This is a genomic window from Halolactibacillus sp. JCM 19043 (genome assembly GCF_001310395.1).
Classification (GTDB): domain Bacteria; phylum Bacillota; class Bacilli; order Bacillales; family Amphibacillaceae; genus Halolactibacillus; species Halolactibacillus miurensis.
In genome coordinates this window covers 14,675-34,928 of sequence record NZ_BAXD01000026.1, presented here as the reverse complement: position 1 = coordinate 34,928, position 20,254 = coordinate 14,675, and the positions used below count along the sequence as shown (strand labels likewise).

9 protein-coding genes and 3 pseudogenes are annotated in these 20,254 nt (G+C 40.9%); 9 read left to right on the top strand and 3 right to left on the bottom strand.

All coding sequences use genetic code 11. The features are described 5' to 3' along the window. Nucleotides 1-179 precede the first annotated feature (179 nt). From JCM19043_RS11860 to JCM19043_RS11830, 7 genes and pseudogenes are all read left to right on the top strand, one after another. Nucleotides 180-1,501, top strand: a pseudogene (locus JCM19043_RS11860) (ABC transporter substrate-binding protein). Between the two features lie 75 nt (nt 1,502-1,576). Then, entirely contained in the window at nt 1,577-2,449 is an 873-nt protein-coding gene (locus JCM19043_RS11855) for a carbohydrate ABC transporter permease (protein ID WP_062322764.1), read from the top strand. After that, nucleotides 2,446-3,273, top strand: a complete 828-nt coding sequence (locus JCM19043_RS11850; RefSeq protein ID WP_062322762.1) for a carbohydrate ABC transporter permease — start codon at nt 2,446-2,448, stop codon at nt 3,271-3,273. Before JCM19043_RS11855 ends, JCM19043_RS11850 begins: the two co-directional genes overlap by 4 nt. Before the next feature lie 68 nt (nt 3,274-3,341). Further along, nucleotides 3,342-5,556: pseudogene (locus JCM19043_RS11845) on the top strand (alpha-galactosidase). Further along, nucleotides 5,553-8,663, top strand: a complete 3,111-nt coding sequence (locus tag JCM19043_RS11840) for a glycoside hydrolase family 2 TIM barrel-domain containing protein (RefSeq protein WP_062322760.1) — start codon at nt 5,553-5,555, stop codon at nt 8,661-8,663. The pseudogene JCM19043_RS11845 and the gene JCM19043_RS11840 overlap by 4 nt, the downstream one beginning before the upstream one ends. A 189-nt stretch (nt 8,664-8,852) precedes the next feature. After that, nucleotides 8,853-9,773, top strand: coding sequence for a PAS domain S-box protein (locus tag JCM19043_RS11835; RefSeq protein ID WP_062322758.1), 921 nt, complete (start codon nt 8,853-8,855; stop codon nt 9,771-9,773). Further along, complete coding sequence (locus JCM19043_RS11830; RefSeq protein ID WP_082394542.1) at nt 9,682-11,253, top strand: bifunctional diguanylate cyclase/phosphodiesterase; 1,572 nt, start codon at nt 9,682-9,684, stop codon at nt 11,251-11,253. Before JCM19043_RS11835 ends, JCM19043_RS11830 begins: the two co-directional genes overlap by 92 nt. 107 nt (nt 11,254-11,360) lie before the next feature. Here JCM19043_RS11830 and JCM19043_RS11825 read toward each other — a convergent pair whose 3' ends face one another. From JCM19043_RS11825 to JCM19043_RS18390, 3 genes and pseudogenes are all read right to left on the bottom strand, one after another. Beyond that, nucleotides 11,361-13,664, bottom strand: a complete 2,304-nt coding sequence (locus JCM19043_RS11825) for a glycoside hydrolase family 65 protein (RefSeq protein ID WP_062322754.1) — start codon at nt 13,662-13,664, stop codon at nt 11,361-11,363. A gap of 48 nt (nt 13,665-13,712) precedes the next feature. Then, nucleotides 13,713-14,359 (bottom strand): annotated as a pseudogene (gene pgmB / locus JCM19043_RS11820) (beta-phosphoglucomutase). Nucleotides 14,360-14,922: 563 nt separating this feature from the next. Beyond that, nucleotides 14,923-18,219, bottom strand: a complete 3,297-nt coding sequence (locus tag JCM19043_RS18390; RefSeq protein WP_062322752.1) for a glycosyl hydrolase 53 family protein — start codon at nt 18,217-18,219, stop codon at nt 14,923-14,925. 282 nt (nt 18,220-18,501) lie between these two features. Here JCM19043_RS18390 and JCM19043_RS11810 point away from each other — a divergent pair, with 282 nt between their 5' ends. After that, nucleotides 18,502-19,404: a MurR/RpiR family transcriptional regulator gene (locus tag JCM19043_RS11810; protein ID WP_062322750.1), complete on the top strand. Its 903-nt coding sequence runs from the start codon at nt 18,502-18,504 to the stop codon at nt 19,402-19,404. Beyond that, nucleotides 19,349-20,254: an N-acetylmuramic acid 6-phosphate etherase gene (gene murQ, locus JCM19043_RS11805; protein ID WP_062322748.1), complete on the top strand. Its 906-nt coding sequence runs from the start codon at nt 19,349-19,351 to the stop codon at nt 20,252-20,254. The genes JCM19043_RS11810 and murQ overlap by 56 nt, the downstream gene beginning before the upstream one ends.

Genomic DNA, 20,254 nt, shown 5'->3' with positions numbered 1-20,254 from the left:
ATAAAAATAGTCCAACTTCTAAAAATAAGACCAAAAATGAAGAGAAAAGACCGGGCACTATCTAAAAAATAGACCATTACTTATCTAAAGATCGTGCTAACGGTCTTTTTTCTTTGGCGTTATACTAAGGATGTAGCGAAAAAGAAAACGCTTACACAAATTATAAGGAGGGTTTACTTATGAAAAAGATTTTTACTTTATTACTTATTTTGATGCTGGGTGTACTAGCTGCTTGTGGTGGGGATGACACGTCAAATGACGACACGGGCGGAAGTGATTCAGATAACGGAACAGACTCAGGTGAAACATCGGACGGCGTGCAATCAGTCACCGCGTGGGCGTGGGATCCAAACTTTAATATTCGTGCATTAGAACTTGCAAACCAAGCGTATGATGGTGACAGTGAGATGTATGTTGAAATCATTGAAAATGCTCAAGATGATATTATTCAACGTTTAAACGCAGGATTATCATCAGGTACAACACAAGGGATGCCAAACATTGTGTTAATTGAAGATTACCGGGCACAGAGTTTCTTACAATCGTACCCTGACGCTTTTTATCCACTAACGGATTATATTAACCCAGATGACTTCGCTCAGTACAAAGTCGAAGCAACAAGCTTTGATGGCGACATTTACGGTTTACCATTTGATACAGGGGTAAGTGGTCTTTATGTTCGGACCGATTACTTAGAAGAAGCAGGCTATACTGTAGAAGATTTAAGTGATATTACATGGAAAGAATACATTGAAATCGGTAAAGAAGTGAAAGCAGCGACAGGTAAAGATATGATTACGCTTGATCCAAACGACTTTGGTATGGTGCGGATGATGTTACAGTCAGCTGGCGAATGGTACTTTGAAGAAGATGGTAACACACCAGCTTTAGCTGATAACCCTGCCCTTGAAGAAATCTTTGTTTTATATAAAGAGATGATGGATGCAGATATCGTCAAATTAAACTCTGACTGGAGCCAATTTGTTAGTGCGTTTAACAGTGGGGATGTCGCAACAGTCCCAACAGGTAACTGGATCACTCCTAGTGTGAAAGCAGAAGCGAGTCAATCAGGTAACTGGGCTGTTCTTCCACTTCCACGTTTAGAAGTAGACGGTGCGGTGAACACATCAAACTTGGTGGTAGTTCATGGTATGTGTTAAATCAAGATGGTAAAGAACTTGCGGCTGAGTTTTTAGCGAATACATTCGGTTCAAATGAACAGTTCTACACAGATTTAGTTACGGAGATTGGTGCACTTGGTACGTATATTCCAGGGACACAAGGTGAAGCTTTTGAACAAGAAGATCCATTCTTCGGTGGTCAAGCGATTATCCAAGACTTTGCGACTTGGTCAGAACAAATCCCACCAGTCAACTACGGTATGCACACCTATGCGGTTGATGACATCTTAAAAGTTGAAATGCAAAACTACCTTAACGGTGCGGATGTTGGTGATGTATTAGATAACGCGCAATCACAAGCTGAAACACAATTACGTTAATTTAGAATGGCTAAGCCGCAAGGGGATAGAAAGATAAGCCTTGCGGCTTTAGTTTAAAAAAGGAGTTAGATAACGATGAAGCAGCTCACAAATAAAAATAATATCGGTTGGTTATTTGTTCTTATATCTGTTGTAGCCATTACGTTGTTTTATTTTTACCCAATGTTCGATGCCTTTTTATTATCCTTTCAATCGGGTATGGGCGCCAATTTAGAATATGTTGGTCTTAATAACTGGAGTCGATTACTTAATGATCCAACCTTAAGACAAGCTTTAATTAATACGATGACGTATCTTATTATTCAAGTGCCACTCATGATTGTCCTTGCTTTATTTTTCTCTGTCATCTTAAATGATCCTGATTTAAAATTCCGTGGTTTTTTTAGAACTGCGATCTTTTTACCAGCAGTTACCTCACTCGTTGCGTATTCTGTTATTTTTAAATACATGTTTAGTATTGATGGGATTGTCAATCAATTACTTTTAAACTTGAATTTTATTAGTGAGCCCATTGCCTTTATCTCAGATCCGTTTTGGGCAAAAGTTGTTATTATTCTTGCGATTACGTGGCGATGGACAGGCTATAATATGATCTTTTATCTATCCGCCCTTCAAAATATTGATCGATCCATTTATGAAGCTGCTCGCATTGATGGGGCTAATAGCTTCCAACAATTTATTCAAATCACGATTCCGATGCTTAAACCGATTATTCTCTTTACAACGATCACATCCACCATCGGGACACTTCAACTCTTTGATGAAGTTGTCAACATTACGAGTGGCGGACCAGGGATCCAAACGATTTCGATTTCGCAGTACATTTATGACTTATCATTTAAGTACACACCGAACTTCGGTTATGCTGCAACGGTCTCTTATGTCATTGTGATCCTCGTCGTTATTCTATCTATTATTCAATTTAAAGTGGCAGGTGAAAAAGAATGAAGAAACTAAAAAAGACACTCATATATCTCTTCTTATCTATCGCAACCATCATTTCCATTTATCCATTCTTTTGGATGATTGTGAGTATGACGAATAAATCTGTCGATGTCACTCAAGGTCGACAGCTACCAGGAACGTATTTATTTGAAAACTTACGCAAATTATTCGACCAAGTTGATATGGTCACTGCGCTCACAAACAGTGCGATTATTGCGATTTTATCAACGGTCTTTACGCTATTTATTGCCTCACTCGCTGGTTATGGTTTTCAGATGTATCGCAGTAAAGGAAAAGACATCGTCTTTAACATTTTACTCCTATCGATGATGATTCCATTCGCATCGATTATGATCCCACTGTATCGTTTATTTGGACGGATTTCACAAACCGCCCCGATTATCGGGATTGATACGTTAGCGGCGGCCTTTCTACCGACGATTACAACCGCTTTCTTCATCTTCTTCTTTAGACAGAATACGAAGATGTTTCCGAAAGATTTAATTGAAGCAGGACGGATTGATGGCTTAAGTGAAATCGGTATTTTCTTTAGAATCTTTGTCCCAACAATGAAAACAACGTATGCGGCCGCAGCGATTATTGCCTTTATGAACAGTTGGAATAATTTCCTCTGGCCACTCGTTGTCTTGCAGTCACCCAGTAAACAAACGATTCCGTTACTGATCTCTAACTTAGGGTCAAGCTATTCGCCCGATTACGGCATGATTATGTCGGCGATTACGATCGCGACGTTACCAACGGCGCTGGTGTTCTTCTTTATGCAGAAACACTTTGTCGCAGGTATGATGGGGTCAGTCAAAGGATAAAATCACTGATTTAATCAATCAATACCTATAGAACGATAGGAAGTTTGACAGTTAAGGGAGGAAATTTAATGGCGATTTATGTCAATGAAGAGACGCTCACATTCCATTTAACCAATCGGGATGTGAGTTATCTTTTTAGCGTTTTACCAAATGGAGAACTCACGCATCTTTATTACGGAAAAAAACTAAGTCATGTCGCTGACTTTAGTCAGTTGTTTTATACGGAAGTAAAAGATAATAGTTGTACAGAAGCGGATGCGGCGCTTTCAATGGATGTGATAAGACAAGAATACCCGAGTTTTTCTCGGAGTGATTTTCGCTTGCCCGCTGTTCAGCTAACGAATAAAGACGGCCATCGGGTCAGTCGATTTACTTATACGGGATACGAAAAAGTAAAAGGAAAAACAAAATTGAAAGGACTTCCGGCGACATATGTCGAATCTAGTGAGGAGGCAGATACGCTTAAAGTCTTCTTAAGAGATGAGGTGTTAGAGGCAACATTAACACTTTCTTATACAATTTATCAACATCATCCGGTAATAACACGTCACGTCACTTTAACAAATCATCACCGAGATGACCTCATTATTAATCAAATGATGAGCGCATCACTTGATTTCAATCATAACCAATTTGATTGGTTAGAACTTGCGGGTTCGTGGGCGCGTGAGCGCCATATAAAACGGACACCGCTTCATGCTGGGATACAAAACATCCAATCTACCCGTGGAGCGAGTTCCCCGCAACACAATCCGTTTATCGCTTTATTACGACCTGAGACTGCCAAGAACATGTTGGTGAAGCTTACGGTTTTAGTTTAGTCTATAGCGGTAACTTCTTAGCACAAATGGAGGTCGATCATTATGACACGACCCGTGTGACGATGGGGATTAATCCGTTTGATTTTAACTGGCGATTAGAAAGGGACGAAACGTTTACGACACCAGAAGTGGTGATGGTTTATTCAGACCAAGGCTTAAATAAATTGAGTCAAGTTTATCACACTCTATACCGCACCCGTTTAGCCCGTGGCGTTTGGAGAGATAAATTACGTCCTGTCCTTATCAATAACTGGGAAGCCACGTATTTTAACTTTAATGAAGATAAATTGTTACAGATGGCAACAGAAGCAAAACAGCTGGGTGTTGAGTTATTCGTTTTAGATGATGGCTGGTTTAAAGGGAGAAACAGCGACACAACGTCACTCGGTGATTGGTTTGTTGATGAGAAGAAGTTACCGAATGGTCTGAGGTCTTTATCAGAAAAGATTCACGGACTCGGTCTTCAGTTTGGTCTTTGGATTGAACCTGAAATGATCTCACCAAAGTCAGAACTCTATCATGCTCATCCAGACTGGGTCGTTGGAGTCAACAATCGACCAAACAGTCCGGGACGTAACCAATATGTGTTAGACTTTTCAAATAAAGCGGTGATTGATTATATCTATCATCTAATCAAAGAGCGCTTAACCGAGGCAAACGTCGACTATGTTAAATGGGATATGAACAGGTTTATGACTGAAGCAGGTTCCGTTCATCTTGCCCCAGCTGACCAAACTTCTTTTAGACATCGCTATATCTTAGGGGTATACCGGTTATATGAGTTACTAACGACCGATTTTCCAAACGTTTTGTTTGAATCATGTGCCGCTGGTGGGGCGCGCTTTGACCCAGGCATGTTGTATTATGCGCCGCAAGGATGGACGAGTGATGACACGGATGCCTAGAGCGGGTCAAGATTCAGTACGGGACGTCTCTTGTGTATCCTGCTTCGATGATGGGGGCACACGTATCGGCGGTGCCGAATCATCAAACCGGAAGGATGACGCCAATCGAGACAAGAGGGGTCGTCGCCTTTAGTGGTATGCTGGGGTATGAACTCGACCCGAGTCAATTATCAAAAGAAGAAAAAACAATCGTTCAAGAACAGATTCGTCACTATAAACAGGTTCAACCGGTAGTTCAGTTCGGGCAAATGACCAGGCTGATTAGCCCGTTTGATGATCCACTTCATGCCAGTTGGCAATTTGTGTCTCAAGATGAAACAGACGTATTAGTTACCTACATCCAACAACAAGCACAACCAAACCCTGCCTTTAGACAACTCAAGCTAGTCGGTTTAAAGAAGAATAAAGCTTACACATTAGTCGGCACAGATAGTATTTTCTATGGGGATCAATTGATGTACCATGGATTAGAGTTAGACCGGTATATCGACCGTAGTGACGCGGGAGATGCTCGCGGGTATCTCTTACATTTTAAAGTACAGGAGGAAACAGAATGAAACATTATCCAAAATACACCTATGCACCACCAAAAAACGGTTATCCTGAGTGGAACAACAACCCTGAAATTTTCCAATTAAACCGACGGACCTTAACGGCCGACCATATGCCGTTTGATTCAGAGGAAGCCGCACGTACACTGGATAAAGAACAATCAAATCGCTATCTATCACTAAGTGGTGAGTGGAATTTCTATTGGGTGAAAAATCCAAGTGAAAGACTGGAAGGGTTTTATCGAGACGACTTTGATCAGTCAAACTTTAAACCTATCAAGGTACCGAGTCACTGGCAATTAGAAGGTTATGATTATCCACAGTATACCAATACGACGTATCCGTGGGTGGAACATGAAGACATAAAAGCGCCATTTGCGCCGACAAACTATAACCCGGTCGGCCATTACTTAAAAACAATAGACTTACCGGAAGACTTCACGAAAGAACCGGTTTACTTCCGCCTTGAGGGGGTTGAGTCCGCTTTTTATTTATGGATCAATGGTGACTTTGTTGGTTACAGTGAAGATACCTTTACTGCGAGTGAATTTGATGTGACACCATATTTAAAACCAGGTGAAAACACATTTGCGCTAGAAGTGTACCGCTGGTGTGATGCGAGCTGGTTAGAAGATCAAGACTTTTGGCGTTTAAGTGGGATCTTCCGTGATCTCTATTTATATCGTCAACCAGTTGTTCATATTGATAATACCTTTATTAAGCCTGTACTTGATGAGGACTATAAAGATGGTGTGTTTAACATCGATGTGACGTTAAGAAATTACAGCGATGAGGAACAAACGGTGACGTGTCTTGTTAACCTCTATGATGGTGATCAGTTAGTGTTTGATGAGCCATTAGAAAAAACAGTGACTTTAAAAGAGGGGACTGAAGTCCTGACACTATCATCCGCTATTGAATCACCGAAGAAGTGGTCGGCAGAATTTCCGCATCTTTATACGGTAACCGTTAGCTTAAAAGAACCTGAAAAAGACGTGTATGTATCAGAAAAACACTTCACGGGTTTTCGTACCTTTGAGTTAAAAGATGGGCTAATGAAAATCAATGGGGAGCGCATCGTCTTTAAAGGTGTCAACCGTCATGAGTTTCATTATGATGTTGGCCGCGCGGTCACAAAAGAACATATGCTTGAAGATATTCTCACGATGAAACGGGCGAATATTAATGCGGTCAGAACGTCACACTATCCGAATGATCCGTATTGGTACCATTTATGTGATGTGTACGGTCTTTATGTGATTGATGAGGTCAATTTAGAAACACATGGTACGTGGCGTTATGGACAACAAACGTTAGAAGACACTGTTCCAGGTAGCAAACCAGAGTGGACAAATAATGTCTTAGACCGTTCTGAAAGCATGTTTGAACGCGATAAAAACCATCCATCGATTGTGATCTATTCACTCGGTAATGAATCATTTGGTGGCGACAACTTTATTAAAATGCATGACTTCTTTAAAGAAAAAGACCCGTCACGTCTCGTTCATTACGAAGGAATCTTCCATTACCGCGACTCAGAGCGAGCAAGTGATATTGAAAGTACGATGTACATTTCGCCAGAGGGCATTAAACAATATGCTGAAAGTGAGACACCGAATAAAAAACCGTATATTCTTTGTGAATATTCGCATGCGATGGGGAACTCGCTCGGCAACTTTAATCAATACCAAGACCTATTCTATCAATATGATATTTTACAAGGTGGATTTATTTGGGACTTTAAAGACCAGGCTCTTCGCCACGAGACAAAAGATGGACAACCCTTCCTTGCCTACGGAGGCGACTTTGGTGAATCACCACATGACAGCAACTTTAGTGGTAACGGGATTGTCTTCGCCGATGGTCGTCCAACACCAAAACTGGCAGAAGTCAAACGTCAATATCAACCCGTTGCGTTTGAGCTATTAGATGCGGCAAAAGGTGAGGTCACGATTGAAAACCGTTACTTATTTATGAATTTAAATGCGCATGCCTTAAAATTCGATTGGTTAGTTGATGGGGATGTCGTGAGGAGTGATACAACGACCGTTGATTGTGCTCCGGGTGAACGGGTAACGGTCACATTTGATCCTGATTTATCTGACTACAAAGGAGACGTCTATCATATTAATCTGTCGATACTCTATACAGAAACGAATACATTTGCGAATAAAGGCGATTGTTTAGCTTATGATCAGTTCGCTTTACCTGTAGTCAAACAACATGTGGTACAAGAAACGGTGAAACAAGCGACTTCACCACTTTCTGTCATAGAGAAAGATCAGTCCATCATCATTGAAAATGAGCATCTTGCTGTGGTCATTTCAACGGAAACAGGATTAATCACGCAGCTTTCTAAAGGCAAGAAAGACATGCTCACAAGTCCTGTCTTACCTAACTTCTGGCGCGCGATGACGGATAACGACCGTGGAAATGGACTAGACAAGCGCAGTGCTTGTTTTAAAGAGGCGACAGCGGATATGACGTTACAGTCATTAGATGTTGAAACGTCAACGACAGAGGTGACAGTCATATCACGCCACCGTTATCCGGCACTTAAAAATAGTGAAACGCGTCTTGAATTGTCGATTCAAACGATGGGAGAGGTGTCACTGGATTACCGCTTTACACCGAACCGAGACTTACCTGAGATTCCAGCGGTTGGGTTAACGTTTGGACTGCCAAAAGACTATCAAACATTAGATTATCTCGGTCGTGGACCAGAAGAGTCTTATATCGATCGTTACACGTCTCAATTAGTCGGTCATTACACCGCAAAAGTAACGGATCAGATGGTGCCGTATTTGAAACCACAGGAATGCGGAAATAAAATAGATGTGTATCGCATGAGTCTCTCAAATGATGTGACAACCTTTACCGTTAAAGGTGAGACACCATTTGAAGCAAGTGCTTTACCCTATCGTGCGAATCAAATAGAAACAGCGACGCACCATCACCTCTTACCAGAGGTAACCGAGACTGTCATGACAGTCAATGCGTCTCAAATGGGGATTGGTGGCGATGATTCATGGGGACAAAAAACGCACCCTGAATTTACGCTTTATCCAACCCAGACGTATCAGTTAAACCTATTGTTAGATTTTAAAAACTAACGCCAATAGATGGAAGACAAGCCGATGAAACAGCTGCTTTTAGATAAGTAGCTGTTTTTGTCTGTTTAAGTAGGGAAGGTTATGATAAATCGCTAGGAGAAGGGTTTTTGTCATGATATAATAGGGGAACTTACATGACCTACCAACGATATCTAATAGCTAGTCCAAGGAAAGAAGGTGGACCAACAGATGGCTCCAATTATTCAGTCCCAAGATGGTTGCGAAGAAAATCTTTATTATACGTTATTTGAACAACATCATTTACCGGTATTAATTATTCGGCCAGTTGATGGTCAAATTATAGAGGCGAATCAAACAGCCTGTCAGTTTTATCAGTACGAAAAAGAGACATTAAAACGCATGACTATTTTTGATATTAACACACTACCGATGGCGTCGGTTAAACAAAAGATAGCTGAGGCGAAGCGGAAAAAGGAGCGGTATTTTCAGTTCCGCCACCGGCTAAAAGACGGTCGCATTCGTGAAGTAAAGGTGAACAGCATTCCAGTGACATTTAGAGGGAAAACATTATTATTTTCACTTGTAACCGACGTCACTGATCTGTTAGAGAATAATAGTTATTTCAACGTGTTGTTTGAACAATCGCCTTATGCCATTATGGTGATGGACCAGGAATATCGGGTGAAAAAAGTGAACCAACACTTTGAAGCTTTATTTGGTTATAAGCATGAAGAGACAATCGGCCGCACGCCAGAACAATTAATATATCCGAAAGGCTATACCGATCTGTTTGAATCGAATAAAGAGAAGATAAATGAAGGTATGGTTATTACTCAAAATAATATTCGCCAAACAAAAAGTGGTCAGGCCATTCACGTTCAGCTGGTCGCTATGCCGGTGTATGTGGATAACGTATTACTCGCGACGTGTGCGATTTATATTGATAAGCGAAAAGAAATAGAATTAAAAACATATAATCAGATGTTGGCTTCGGTGTTAGAGAATACGAACCAAGGGGTTGTCATTACCAATTTAAACGGTGATATAGAATGGATCAATGACGCTTATACGACAATTACGGGTTACACAGAAAAAAGACGTGCTAGGGGAAAATCCACGTATTTTACAGTCGGGAAAGCACACGGCTGATTTTTATGAAAAGATGTGGGAAGACATTTTGACACACGGTTCTTGGACAGGTGAGATTTGGAATCGGCGAAAAAGTGGCGAGATATTTCCTGAGTTTCTAAAGATTTTTTCTATTAAAGATGAAGCAGATAATCTCGCTCGTTTTGTCGGGATCTTTATTGATAACACTGAGATGAAAGCACATGAACGAGCGATTGATGTACTTGAGACAAAGGATAAGTTAACCAACCTCTATAACCGTTCGTTCATCACTCGTTACATTGATCAGTGGTTAATTGGACAAGAGCATCCGTTTGTCACTTTATTGTATATCGATATCGACCGCTTTAAAACCATTAATGACAATTTGGGTCATGCGGTTGGGGATGATTTGTTGATTCAGTTTGCGGACACATTGCGTCGCACCTTTACATCATCGCTAATCTCTCGTGTGAGCGGGGATGAATTCGTTGTAGTGATGTTAGAGGAAGACCACAATCAAGTCGATGAGCGACTTGAAGACTTCTTTAAATACCTCGATGTACCGTTTGACTTAGAAGGCTACCAACTTCTTGTTACGTGTAGTGTTGGTGTGGCGATTTATCCTACTGATGGGGCCAGTTCGAATGCCTTATTAATGCACGCGGATATTGCCATGTTTGAAGCTAAAAAGCATGAAGGGAATACCTTTGTCCACTACAATAAAACGCTCGCGACAGAGATGAACCGGATCTTCGAGGTGAAAACAGCACTCCAGCAAGCGGATTTTGACCGAGATTTTACGCTTCATTATCAACCAGTTGTCGATGTGAAAACGGATCAGGTTGTTGGAGCAGAGGCCCTTCTTCGTTTTGAAAATGACACGCTTGGTCGTGTGTCACCAGGTGAGTTTATTCCAATCGCAGAAGATTATGGTCTAATTTTGCCCATTGGTGAGTGGGTGCTTAAACAAGCATGTTCAACGATGCGCGAGGTTGTAGAGATGACGGAAGGGATGTTTAAAATGGCGGTGAATGTGTCGATCCAGCAACTAGAAAATAGTCACTTTCCTTTAGTCTTAAAAACGATATTAGAGGAGACAGCTTTTCCGAAAGATCATCTTATATTAGAAGTAACAGAGGAAACATCTGTCAGTCATTCTGCGCGAGTGAAAGAAACGATCAATCAGATTGAAGCATTAGGTGTTGGTGTGTCGATTGATGATTTTGGTACAGGGTATTCATCACTTGAAAAATTACATAAGTTAAAAGTCAATCAACTAAAAATTGATCAATCTTTTATCCGTGACTTAGATCAAACAAAAGCCATCGTTCATGCAATTTTAGCTATGGGAAAGAGTTTAGGTTTATCGGTTGTCGCAGAAGGAGTCGAAACGAAGGAGCAACGTGATTTCTTAAAGGCAACCACGTGTGATTATGTTCAAGGTTATTACTTTAGCCGGCCCATCCCATTTAAAGACTTTCAGGCGTATGTCATACAGAAACAATCGTCTAACAAGTAGGTAAGAATTATTTCTAGTAAAAGAGGATTACACAGCTGACAACATAAAATGAAACAAGCCGTAAGACGTCGTAGGGGTGACGTCTTACGGCTTAATGTTTAAGGTTTTTACTTTGTTTTGACGGATACGGTTTCGTTTCCACCCACATGAACGGTTTCATCGAAAATTTTTACAGCAGTGTCGACAGCTGTTTCATTTGTGACCTCAATGTGTTGTTGGGTTACATGAATGTTCAGACGTGCCCCTCTAAAGACAATCTTGAATGAGAAACTGTCCCACTTGCCAGGAATAAATGGTCGTAAGTGTAAGTCGTGATCGATAACTTTCATACCACCAAAGCCTTGGACAACAGACATCCACGTGCCGGCCATGCTCGTAATGTGACAGCCATCTTCTGTATCATTGTTGTAGTTATCTAAATCAAGACGGGCGGTACGTAAGTACATGTCATACGCTTTATCTTGATAACCAAGTTGACAAGCCAAGATTGAGTGGACACATGGTGAGAGTGATGACTCATGAACAGTCATTGGCTCATAGAAGTCAAAGTTGCGTTTAATTGTGTCAAGGTCATATTCATGATTTAAGAAATGCATGCCTTGTAAAACATCCGCCTGTTTAATGAAACATGAGCGTAAAATTCGGTCCCATGACCAGTTTTGGTTAAGAGGTAAATGCTTAGAATCTAAGTCTTCTACCTTCATAATCTCTTTATCTAAGAAATTATCCGCTTGTAAGAAGACGCCTAAGTTCTCGTCAACGGGGTAGTACATCTTATCAATGATATCTTCCCATTTAGTTGTTTCTTCAGGTTGAAGATGTAGTTTCTCTACCCATTGTTGATAAAGACTTGGATCGGTTTCTTTTAAGTCACGGAGTGACTGTAACGTATAGTCAAGTGTCCAGCTGGCGATGCGGTTCGTGTACCAGTTGTTGTTGACGTTGTTATCATATTCGTTAGGCCCCGTCACACCGTGCATCATATAGACGTCTTTACGTGGGACGTAGTGAACGCGTTCTTCCCAGAAACGAGAAATTTCAACGAGGACTTCAATCCCTAATTCTCCGATATAGTCTTTGTCACCGGTGTAGTTGACATAGTCATAAATCGCATAAGCAATCGCTCCGTTACGGTGAATTTCTTCAAAGGTGATTTCCCATTCGTTATGGCTTTCTTCACCATTCATTGTGACCATTGGGTAGAGTGCACCTTTAGTGAAGCCGAGTTTTTGTGCGTTTTCTTTCGCTTTTTCTAAATGATTGTGACGATACACGAGTAAGTTGCGGGAAATATTTTGGTCCGCTGTCGCAAGATAGAATGGTAAGCAGTATGCTTCGGTGTCCCAGTAAGTACTGCCGCCGTATTTTTCACCCGTAAAGCCTTTTGGCCCGATGTTCAAGCGCGCATCTTTGCCAGTATATGTTTGGTTCATATGGAAGATGTTAAAACGAATCCCTTGTTGGGCACTGACGTCACCTTCGATGACGATATCACTATCCTGCCATTTTTTATCCCAAGCGTCTTTTTGTGCGGACTTTAATGCGCCAAATCCAATGCTTACAGCGTCGGTTAGTTTGGCTGTCGCTACAGCTTCTAGGACGTCATGAGCATGATCGCGGTTTGTAACATTGGCTGCGTATTTATAAATAGCTGTCGTTTTCCCTTGTTTAAGCGGCGCGTGGAAGACAACGTCGGCATATTTTTCGCGCGTAGATGCAGTCGTGGGTTCAATGTTTACGCCGTCGGTATCGACAAAGGTTTGCATCTTTGATGTGTAATAGAAATCAAGTTTTTTTGTTTTTACTGTGACAAGGGCTTTATTGTCAGTGGCTGTTTGGTTCACCTCGGCCCAAAACTTTTCATCATAATTAGCGTCACTATTAATGATGTCGCCGTCTAAGAAAGAGGTAATCTCTATCTCGCCGTCAAAGTTAACGGGTGTCACTTTATATTCAATCGCACCGATTTCCTTCATTGTAATACTGACAAATCGTGTCGCTTCTACCGTTACGATATCGCCATTTTCAAGTGTCGCGGTGAAGGCTCGGTATAAAAAGCCTTCTTTCATATTAAGTTCACGTTTAAACTCAGACACTTTAGCAGTATTTAAATTAAGGATAATCCCATTGATGACAAGCTTTAATCCAATCCAGTTCGTCGCATTCAAGACTTTAGCAAAGTACTCAGGGTAGCCATTTTTCCACCAACCGACACGGGTTTTATCTGGGTAGTAGACACCTGCCATGTAGCTGCCTTGGAGTGAAGCACCTGTGTAGGTTTCTTCAAAGTTCGCGCGCTGACCCATATGGCCATTACCGATACTGAAAATACTTTCTGAGATTTCATGTTTCGTTTGATCAAAGCCTTCTTCGATAATAGACCAAGGATGTTCTTTTAAATACGGTTTCATAATAAATTCCTCCTACTCTGTGATCGCTTTCATTATTTGCATTAAGGATTAATGAGCGAGACGGTCTAACGTCATCTCTGATAAGTCACTCACGTAATCATCGGCCCCGGTTAACACCTCGGGATCGCCCACACCAATAACATACATACCGGCATTTTTACCAGCTCAATCCCAGCTTGGGCATCTTCAAACACGACACACGCCTCTGGGGCAACGCCGAGCAACTCGGCTCCTTTTAAAAAGACTTCAGGGTCTGGTTTAGCTTTTTCAATCACATTGCCATCAACAATCGCATCAAATGCATCATACAGCCCAATTTGGTTCAAAATAATCGGCGCATTTTTACTTGCTGAACCTAAAGCGAAGCTAATACCGGCTGCTTTTAAAGCGGTGAGAAACGCTGTTACACCAGGTAAAATCTCTGTTTCATCCATTTGTTTAATTGCTTTAACGTACTGGTCATTTTTTTTAGCAGCTAGTTGTTGTTTTTCATCTTCGGGTAACGCTAACCCTCCGACTTCTAGTAAAATATTTAACGAATCCATTCGACTGACGCCTTTTAAACGTTCGTTGTCTTGTTCAGTGAATTCAAAACCTAATTCACTTGCGAGTGCACGCCAAGCAATATAATGATGTTTAGCGGTATCAACAATAACACCGTCTAAATCAAATAGCACAGCTTTAGGCATTCCCATATGTGATTCCTCCTCAAGATTAATCTCTATGTTTATCATACAACATGAGATAATTAAATGAAAGCGATTTCGCATAAAAAGTTTATAAAAAAATAAAAGAGTAAGCGATTTACTACGCTAAAATACAAGGACAATATGTTTTTTGCTGAATTAGAGGGGGAGAATCAATGATGAAATATCATGCAATCGATTTCCTTATTGAGAGGCGTTTGCTAATGAGTAACAGAATAGGGATACCAATGTAAAAAGTAGGAGGGATGTGATAGGATGAAGCGATAAGACAATATTTTTGAAAAATTGGAGGAATAAGACATGAAAAAATGATGCATGTCTTTATCGTATTAGGGCGAGAAGACACCTTCCTCAAACATTCGTTAGAATGTTAGGTGGGGGTAGTTCAAGATACGGTTGTCTATCCCGATGTCTTAGAAGAGATAGAGTAAAACAGGATAAAAGACATGTAAGGAAAAGATCAACACTTTAACAAGCCGCATAAATACCCCTAATCGAGTCGATTAGGGGTATATGTTTGTCCTTAATTATTTACAGTTGTAGTTTTTTCCTTAATTTGATGCTTTTCTTTGGTAAGAATACATGATGAATGAACTTACACAAATGAATAGTAAACCAAGTAGAATAAGGTTAAATGTTACAGTTGAAGTATTTGGTAACTGTTCACCGCTTGTATTCTCTGAATCATCTGGTGTTTCATTATCTGATGGGTCAGTCGTTGCTTCTTGATTCGATGCGTTGTCGTTATTTACATCGTTATCAATTACCGTGTCATCTTGATTCGTGTCATTATCAGTGTTTGTCTCGTTATCTGTTGGTCGTTCAGGTGTTGATGCCACTTCTGCGACTGTGTAAAGACTAAAGTGGGTTAACATTACTGTCACGGTTTGATTTGCTACATTGAAGGATGTAGGTTTAATTGTTTCTAAAACGTCACCTGACTCAGATAAGTATTGAATCACAAGGTCATCCCAATTAGCCACAGGTTCGGTCACGGTAAAGGTTACTTCAATAGGTTCTTGGAACGTGATCGGACCGGAAAGATTCGTTAAATTGAAACGATAAACAGGACTTTTTGTCTGTAGTGAGAGATCATTCACTTGTTCCACACGAAGTGACACATCGCTGTCACTGACGAGATTTTCATATGGTATAAGCAGTGATAGATTTGGTTGTTGAATGAAGACAGGCCGGTCTAACGCTTGTGTCACGGATTCAGTAAAAGTAATAACTGGTTTTGATGAGTTAATTACAAAGTAATCATCGGTCTCAGTCATGTTTGATACGTCATCAATCGCTAACGTATCTTCAGGTGTATCTGTGTCTGATTCATCATTCGTGTCATCATCTTCATCTACCTCTGAATCATCATCTGTGACAGGGTCATCGCCTCCTTCTTCCTCATCTTCTATGTCAGAATCATCAGGTGTCTCGTTATTGTCTGGGTTTTCAGGTGTAGGATCACTCGGTAAATCACCTGTCCGGATTAGACTGAAATCATCTAACGTACCCCATGCCCCGCTGTTTGCGGTGATATGTGCGCCAATAATTAAAGTATCACCTGTTACTACAATATGTTCAATCGTCGTATATTGCCAGTTCGCCCAACCATTGACCGTTGTTTCTTGAACATATCTTGTATCTGATTCTGCAAACAACAGTAACGCCCCATCAGTATGGTCACCACCCTGGTTGTACATCGACAACTGATAGATTCCAGGTTCAAGTGAGTCAATCTCTTGGCTTAAAACAAAATCAATCGGTTCATCTGACCAGTAATGCGTATGGAATTGACCGGTATGTGAATCACCTTGGCCTTCTTTAATCGAGGCTTGATTTGTTACTTTGTTAAAGGTGAATTGCCAAGCGTCACTAACTTGTTCAAAGCTTGGGTCAACGACAAAGTTTTGGGCAAGAACTTTGATTGTTAGGGTGACATCATCACCTTTTTCAGTTGTACCTGTTGTTTTGTAAGTCCCAGGAGAAAGATTCGTATCAACAAGGGCATCAAATGTTGCGCCAACTTGTTCTTCAGAACCGTCACTATAACGATAAGTGACGTCTTCTGGATAGAGAATCGTTTCACCGACATGAACGGTTATCTCTGGTACGTCAATCGTTTCAAGAACGACCGGTGCAATGGTACCGGTTTTGACATAATTAAAAATATTAGCTGTTGGTAGTGGGTTCCCATCAAAATCAAACCATGCTTGGTTATCGATGGCACTACCCCCGTACCATACACCAGCATCTTCTGGGTCATATTCACTTGCATAACTAGAAGCCCAACCAGAGCCGTATGTTTCCCAAATGTCTTTATTTTGTTCGACATCTTCTTTAGGGCCAACAGGTAACCAGGCTGGTTCCCAGTAGAAGACACCTAAGCCGTGCTCACCGACATTGACAACGGCTTCAATCGCATCTCTTATCGCATTTGCTTGACCTTGAACCGTATACGGATAAGGTGGATTGTTTTCTGTTCCTTTAATCGTATTTTCATGGCCATCACCATCCTCTGGTGTATAGGCATAACTTGTTTCCACCATTAAGACGTCTTTGTCATATGTGTCAGCAACGTGTGACAAAGTATCAGTCAAGTTTTCAAGTGAGCCGTGCCAGAATGAATAATAACTTGAAGCGAAAATATCGTAATCAATATTCGCCTCGTCTAGTCGTTTGGCATAACCAGGATAAGTGCCTTTTTCAGGGTTAGTAAAGTGTAAGGCGATATCAATGGAAGGATCGACCGCTCTAACCGCTTGTGTACCGGCATCAAATAGCGCCAGCATATTCGTCCAACCGGATTCACCAGCCATACCATTATTCGTTTCATTTCCGACTTGTACCATACCGACATCGACCCCATGATCGATTAATGTCGTTAAAGTCGAGGTTGTAAAGTCATCAATCGCGACTTGTTTTTCTTCTAATGAAAAATCTGCCCAAGCTTTAGGTGCCATTTGTTTCGCGGGATCGGCCCAAAAGTCGGAGTAGTGGAAGTTGACAAGGACTTTCATGCCAGCTTCTGTCGCGCGTTTTCCAATGGTGAGGGCTTTATCCACATCATTATTCCCGCCGCCATAACCAAAACCTTCGGCGTTGTATGGGTCGTTCCAAATTTTTACGCGGACATAGTTCACGCCTTTGTCCTTAAGTGTAGTAAAAATATCTGTCTCGTCGCCTTGATCGTTATAAAACTTAACACCACTATTTTCTAAAGCAATAATAGAGCTGATATCGACACCATTAATGAAATCATCGGTTAGTCCATCAACCTTTTCAACATGGATATCAGCTTCTACCGGCGTTGTCGTATTGTCATCTTGACGCACCAATTCAACGTTATCAAGATAGCCCCATCCACCAGGTGGTACCTCAACGGTCAAAGTGATGGTCATCTCTTGGTCGTTTTCCAGTGAGAAGTTAAATTCAGACGTTTCCCAGTTTCCCCAACCGGTTGTCATAAAGACATCTGATTGTAATGCGTTTGCTTCAAGTCTCACGTGACCTGCCACAGACTCACTTCCCCCCATTGATTGTACAGAGAGGGTGTAGTTGCCAGCGGAAACATTCGCGATCGTCTGGGAAACCGTGATGGTTTCCGTGTTTGAATTTGTATCATCGTTAAAATAGTTTAAATGATAGCTCCCAGATTGTACGTCTTGGGTACTGTGGGTTAAGGTAGCTAAATCCCAATTGGATGAGTCTATGTCCCAGTCTTCAAAAGGATCTGTTTCAAACCCATTGTTGTTGAGTAAGTGTGTTGCTTGAGCTGATTCAATAGGGATGATCAGTTGAATCAGTAAGACAAAACTAATGAACAAAAGTAATTGACGGTATGTCTTCATTTATGCCACTCCTTCTAATGTAATGTAACTCTATTATAAAAGCGCTTACACGCCTTCGTATAGATAATATAGTTCTCAAAAATCTTCAGATTATTAAATCACAGTAGATAAACATTCATGTTGTTGAAATAGGGGGGGACTTATTCAATACAATATGTGTCATGATTCGTCGATGAAAGAGCGTGTTTTTCATCAAGTTCTGGTACAATGTTTCATAAAGTAAGCGTTTTATTGACACAAAGTTTTAGAGTGATAAGATGTGAATTAAAGGAGCGCTCCTCAATGGAAATTATTACGATTCGGTTGAAAACATACCGAGAAGAAGCAACAACAACAGAACAGGCCATTATTGACTTTGTACTTGCTCATCCGCAAGACGTTAGCCGTATGACAATTTATGCATTAAGTGAAGCGACGTTTACGTCGCCATCTTCCATTATCAGGTTATGTAAGCGATTAGGTTTTTCAGGATTTAAAGGATTTAGTAAGGCACTTTTATATGAATTAGCAGTAAGAGATAGTTATAAAGCAAAAGAAATCAGTGATGTTGAAAGAACCGATGCGCTTAGTGATGTGATTCATAAAGTGACGCATAAAAATATTCTTTCGTTGGAAGAAACTGGAGACTTACTTGATGAGTCGATCGTCGACCGTTGTCTTGATTTGATGATGAAAGCGGACCGACTTGTCTTATTTGGGATTGGGGCTTCGTTAATTGTCGCAAAAGATGCCCAGTTAAAATTCACTCGTATCAATAAAATGGCGTATGTGAATGAAGATTGGCATACACAACTGTTGATGGCCAAAAATATGAATCCACGTGATTTAGCTATTGTTATTTCTTATTCAGGTCAAACAGACGAGATGGTGACATGTTTGGATGAAGTGAAGAGAAATGGTGCGAGAGCCATTTCAATCACGAAATTTGGTCATTCCCCAATCGCTGACAAATCAGATTTACAACTTTATGTTGCAGCAAATGAATACAGTTTTAGAAGCGGGGCGATGTCGTCTCGGATTGCTCAACTCAATTTAGTCGATATTCTATACACGGCCTATGTCAACAAAGAGTATGAACAATCACTGGAAATATTAGAGAAAACACAAATTAGAAAGGGGACAAATGAGGATGGATTTAACCAAATTAACAACAGAGAAAAGAAATCCCCGTACGATGAAACTTGATGCGTTATCTTTCCGAGAGATTTTAACCATTATGAATGAAGAAGATCAGTTAGTACCTCAAGCCATTCAATCAGTGATTCCATTGATCGAACAAGGGATTAACATCATTGTCGAGCGATTTAACCGTGGAGGCCGTCTTATCTACATGGGGGCAGGTACAAGTGGACGCTTAGGCGTATTGGATGCGGCAGAATGCCCACCAACGTTTGGTACAGACCCAGGTATGGTCATCGGATTAATCGCTGGTGGAAAAGAAGCCTTTACAGAAGCGATTGAAGGGGCAGAAGATTCAGAGCAACTTGGTCAAGACGACTTGATTCAGTTGCAGCTTACTGAAAATGATGTGGTTGTTGGTCTAGCTGCAAGCGGACGCACGCCTTATGTGATTGGTGGGCTGCGTTACGCCAATGAAACGGGTGCCTATACGATGGCGATTAGTTGTAATAAAGGGAGCGCGATTGGAAAGGAAGCCAAGTTACCGATTGAAGCCGAGGCAGGACCAGAAGTACTCACAGGCTCGACCCGTCTTAAGGCAGGAACAACACAAAAACTTATCTTAAATATGTTGTCGACCGTATCCATGATTGGTATGGGAAAAGTGTATGAAAATTTAATGGTTGATGTGAAGCGGAGTAATGAAAAATTAGAACGCCGCGCATTAAACATTATTAAAGAAGCAACAGGGGTGAATGATGAGGTAGCTAAAACGGCATTAAAAGAAAGTCACGGACAAGTTAAAGTGGCGATTACAATGATTCTACTCAATGTTGATCAATCATCAGCTGTCAAAGCTTTATCAGAAGCAAACGGTCATATTAGACAAACGTTACCAAAAATAAAGGAGCGATAA

Coding starts and splice junctions, on each gene's coding strand:
- JCM19043_RS11855 (WP_062322764.1), top strand. CDS start 1,577: ATGAAGCAGCTCACAAATAAAAATAATATCGGTTGGTTATTTGTTCTT.
- JCM19043_RS11850 (WP_062322762.1), top strand. CDS start 2,446: ATGAAGAAACTAAAAAAGACACTCATATATCTCTTCTTATCTATCGCA.
- JCM19043_RS11810 (WP_062322750.1), top strand. CDS start 18,502: ATGGAAATTATTACGATTCGGTTGAAAACATACCGAGAAGAAGCAACA.
- JCM19043_RS11840 (WP_062322760.1), top strand. CDS start 5,553: ATGAAACATTATCCAAAATACACCTATGCACCACCAAAAAACGGTTAT.
- murQ (WP_062322748.1), top strand. CDS start 19,349: ATGGATTTAACCAAATTAACAACAGAGAAAAGAAATCCCCGTACGATG.
- JCM19043_RS18390 (WP_062322752.1), bottom strand. CDS start 18,219: ATGAAGACATACCGTCAATTACTTTTGTTCATTAGTTTTGTCTTACTG.
- JCM19043_RS11830 (WP_082394542.1), top strand. CDS start 9,682: ATGACGCTTATACGACAATTACGGGTTACACAGAAAAAAGACGTGCTA.
- JCM19043_RS11835 (WP_062322758.1), top strand. CDS start 8,853: ATGGCTCCAATTATTCAGTCCCAAGATGGTTGCGAAGAAAATCTTTAT.
- JCM19043_RS11825 (WP_062322754.1), bottom strand. CDS start 13,664: ATGAAACCGTATTTAAAAGAACATCCTTGGTCTATTATCGAAGAAGGC.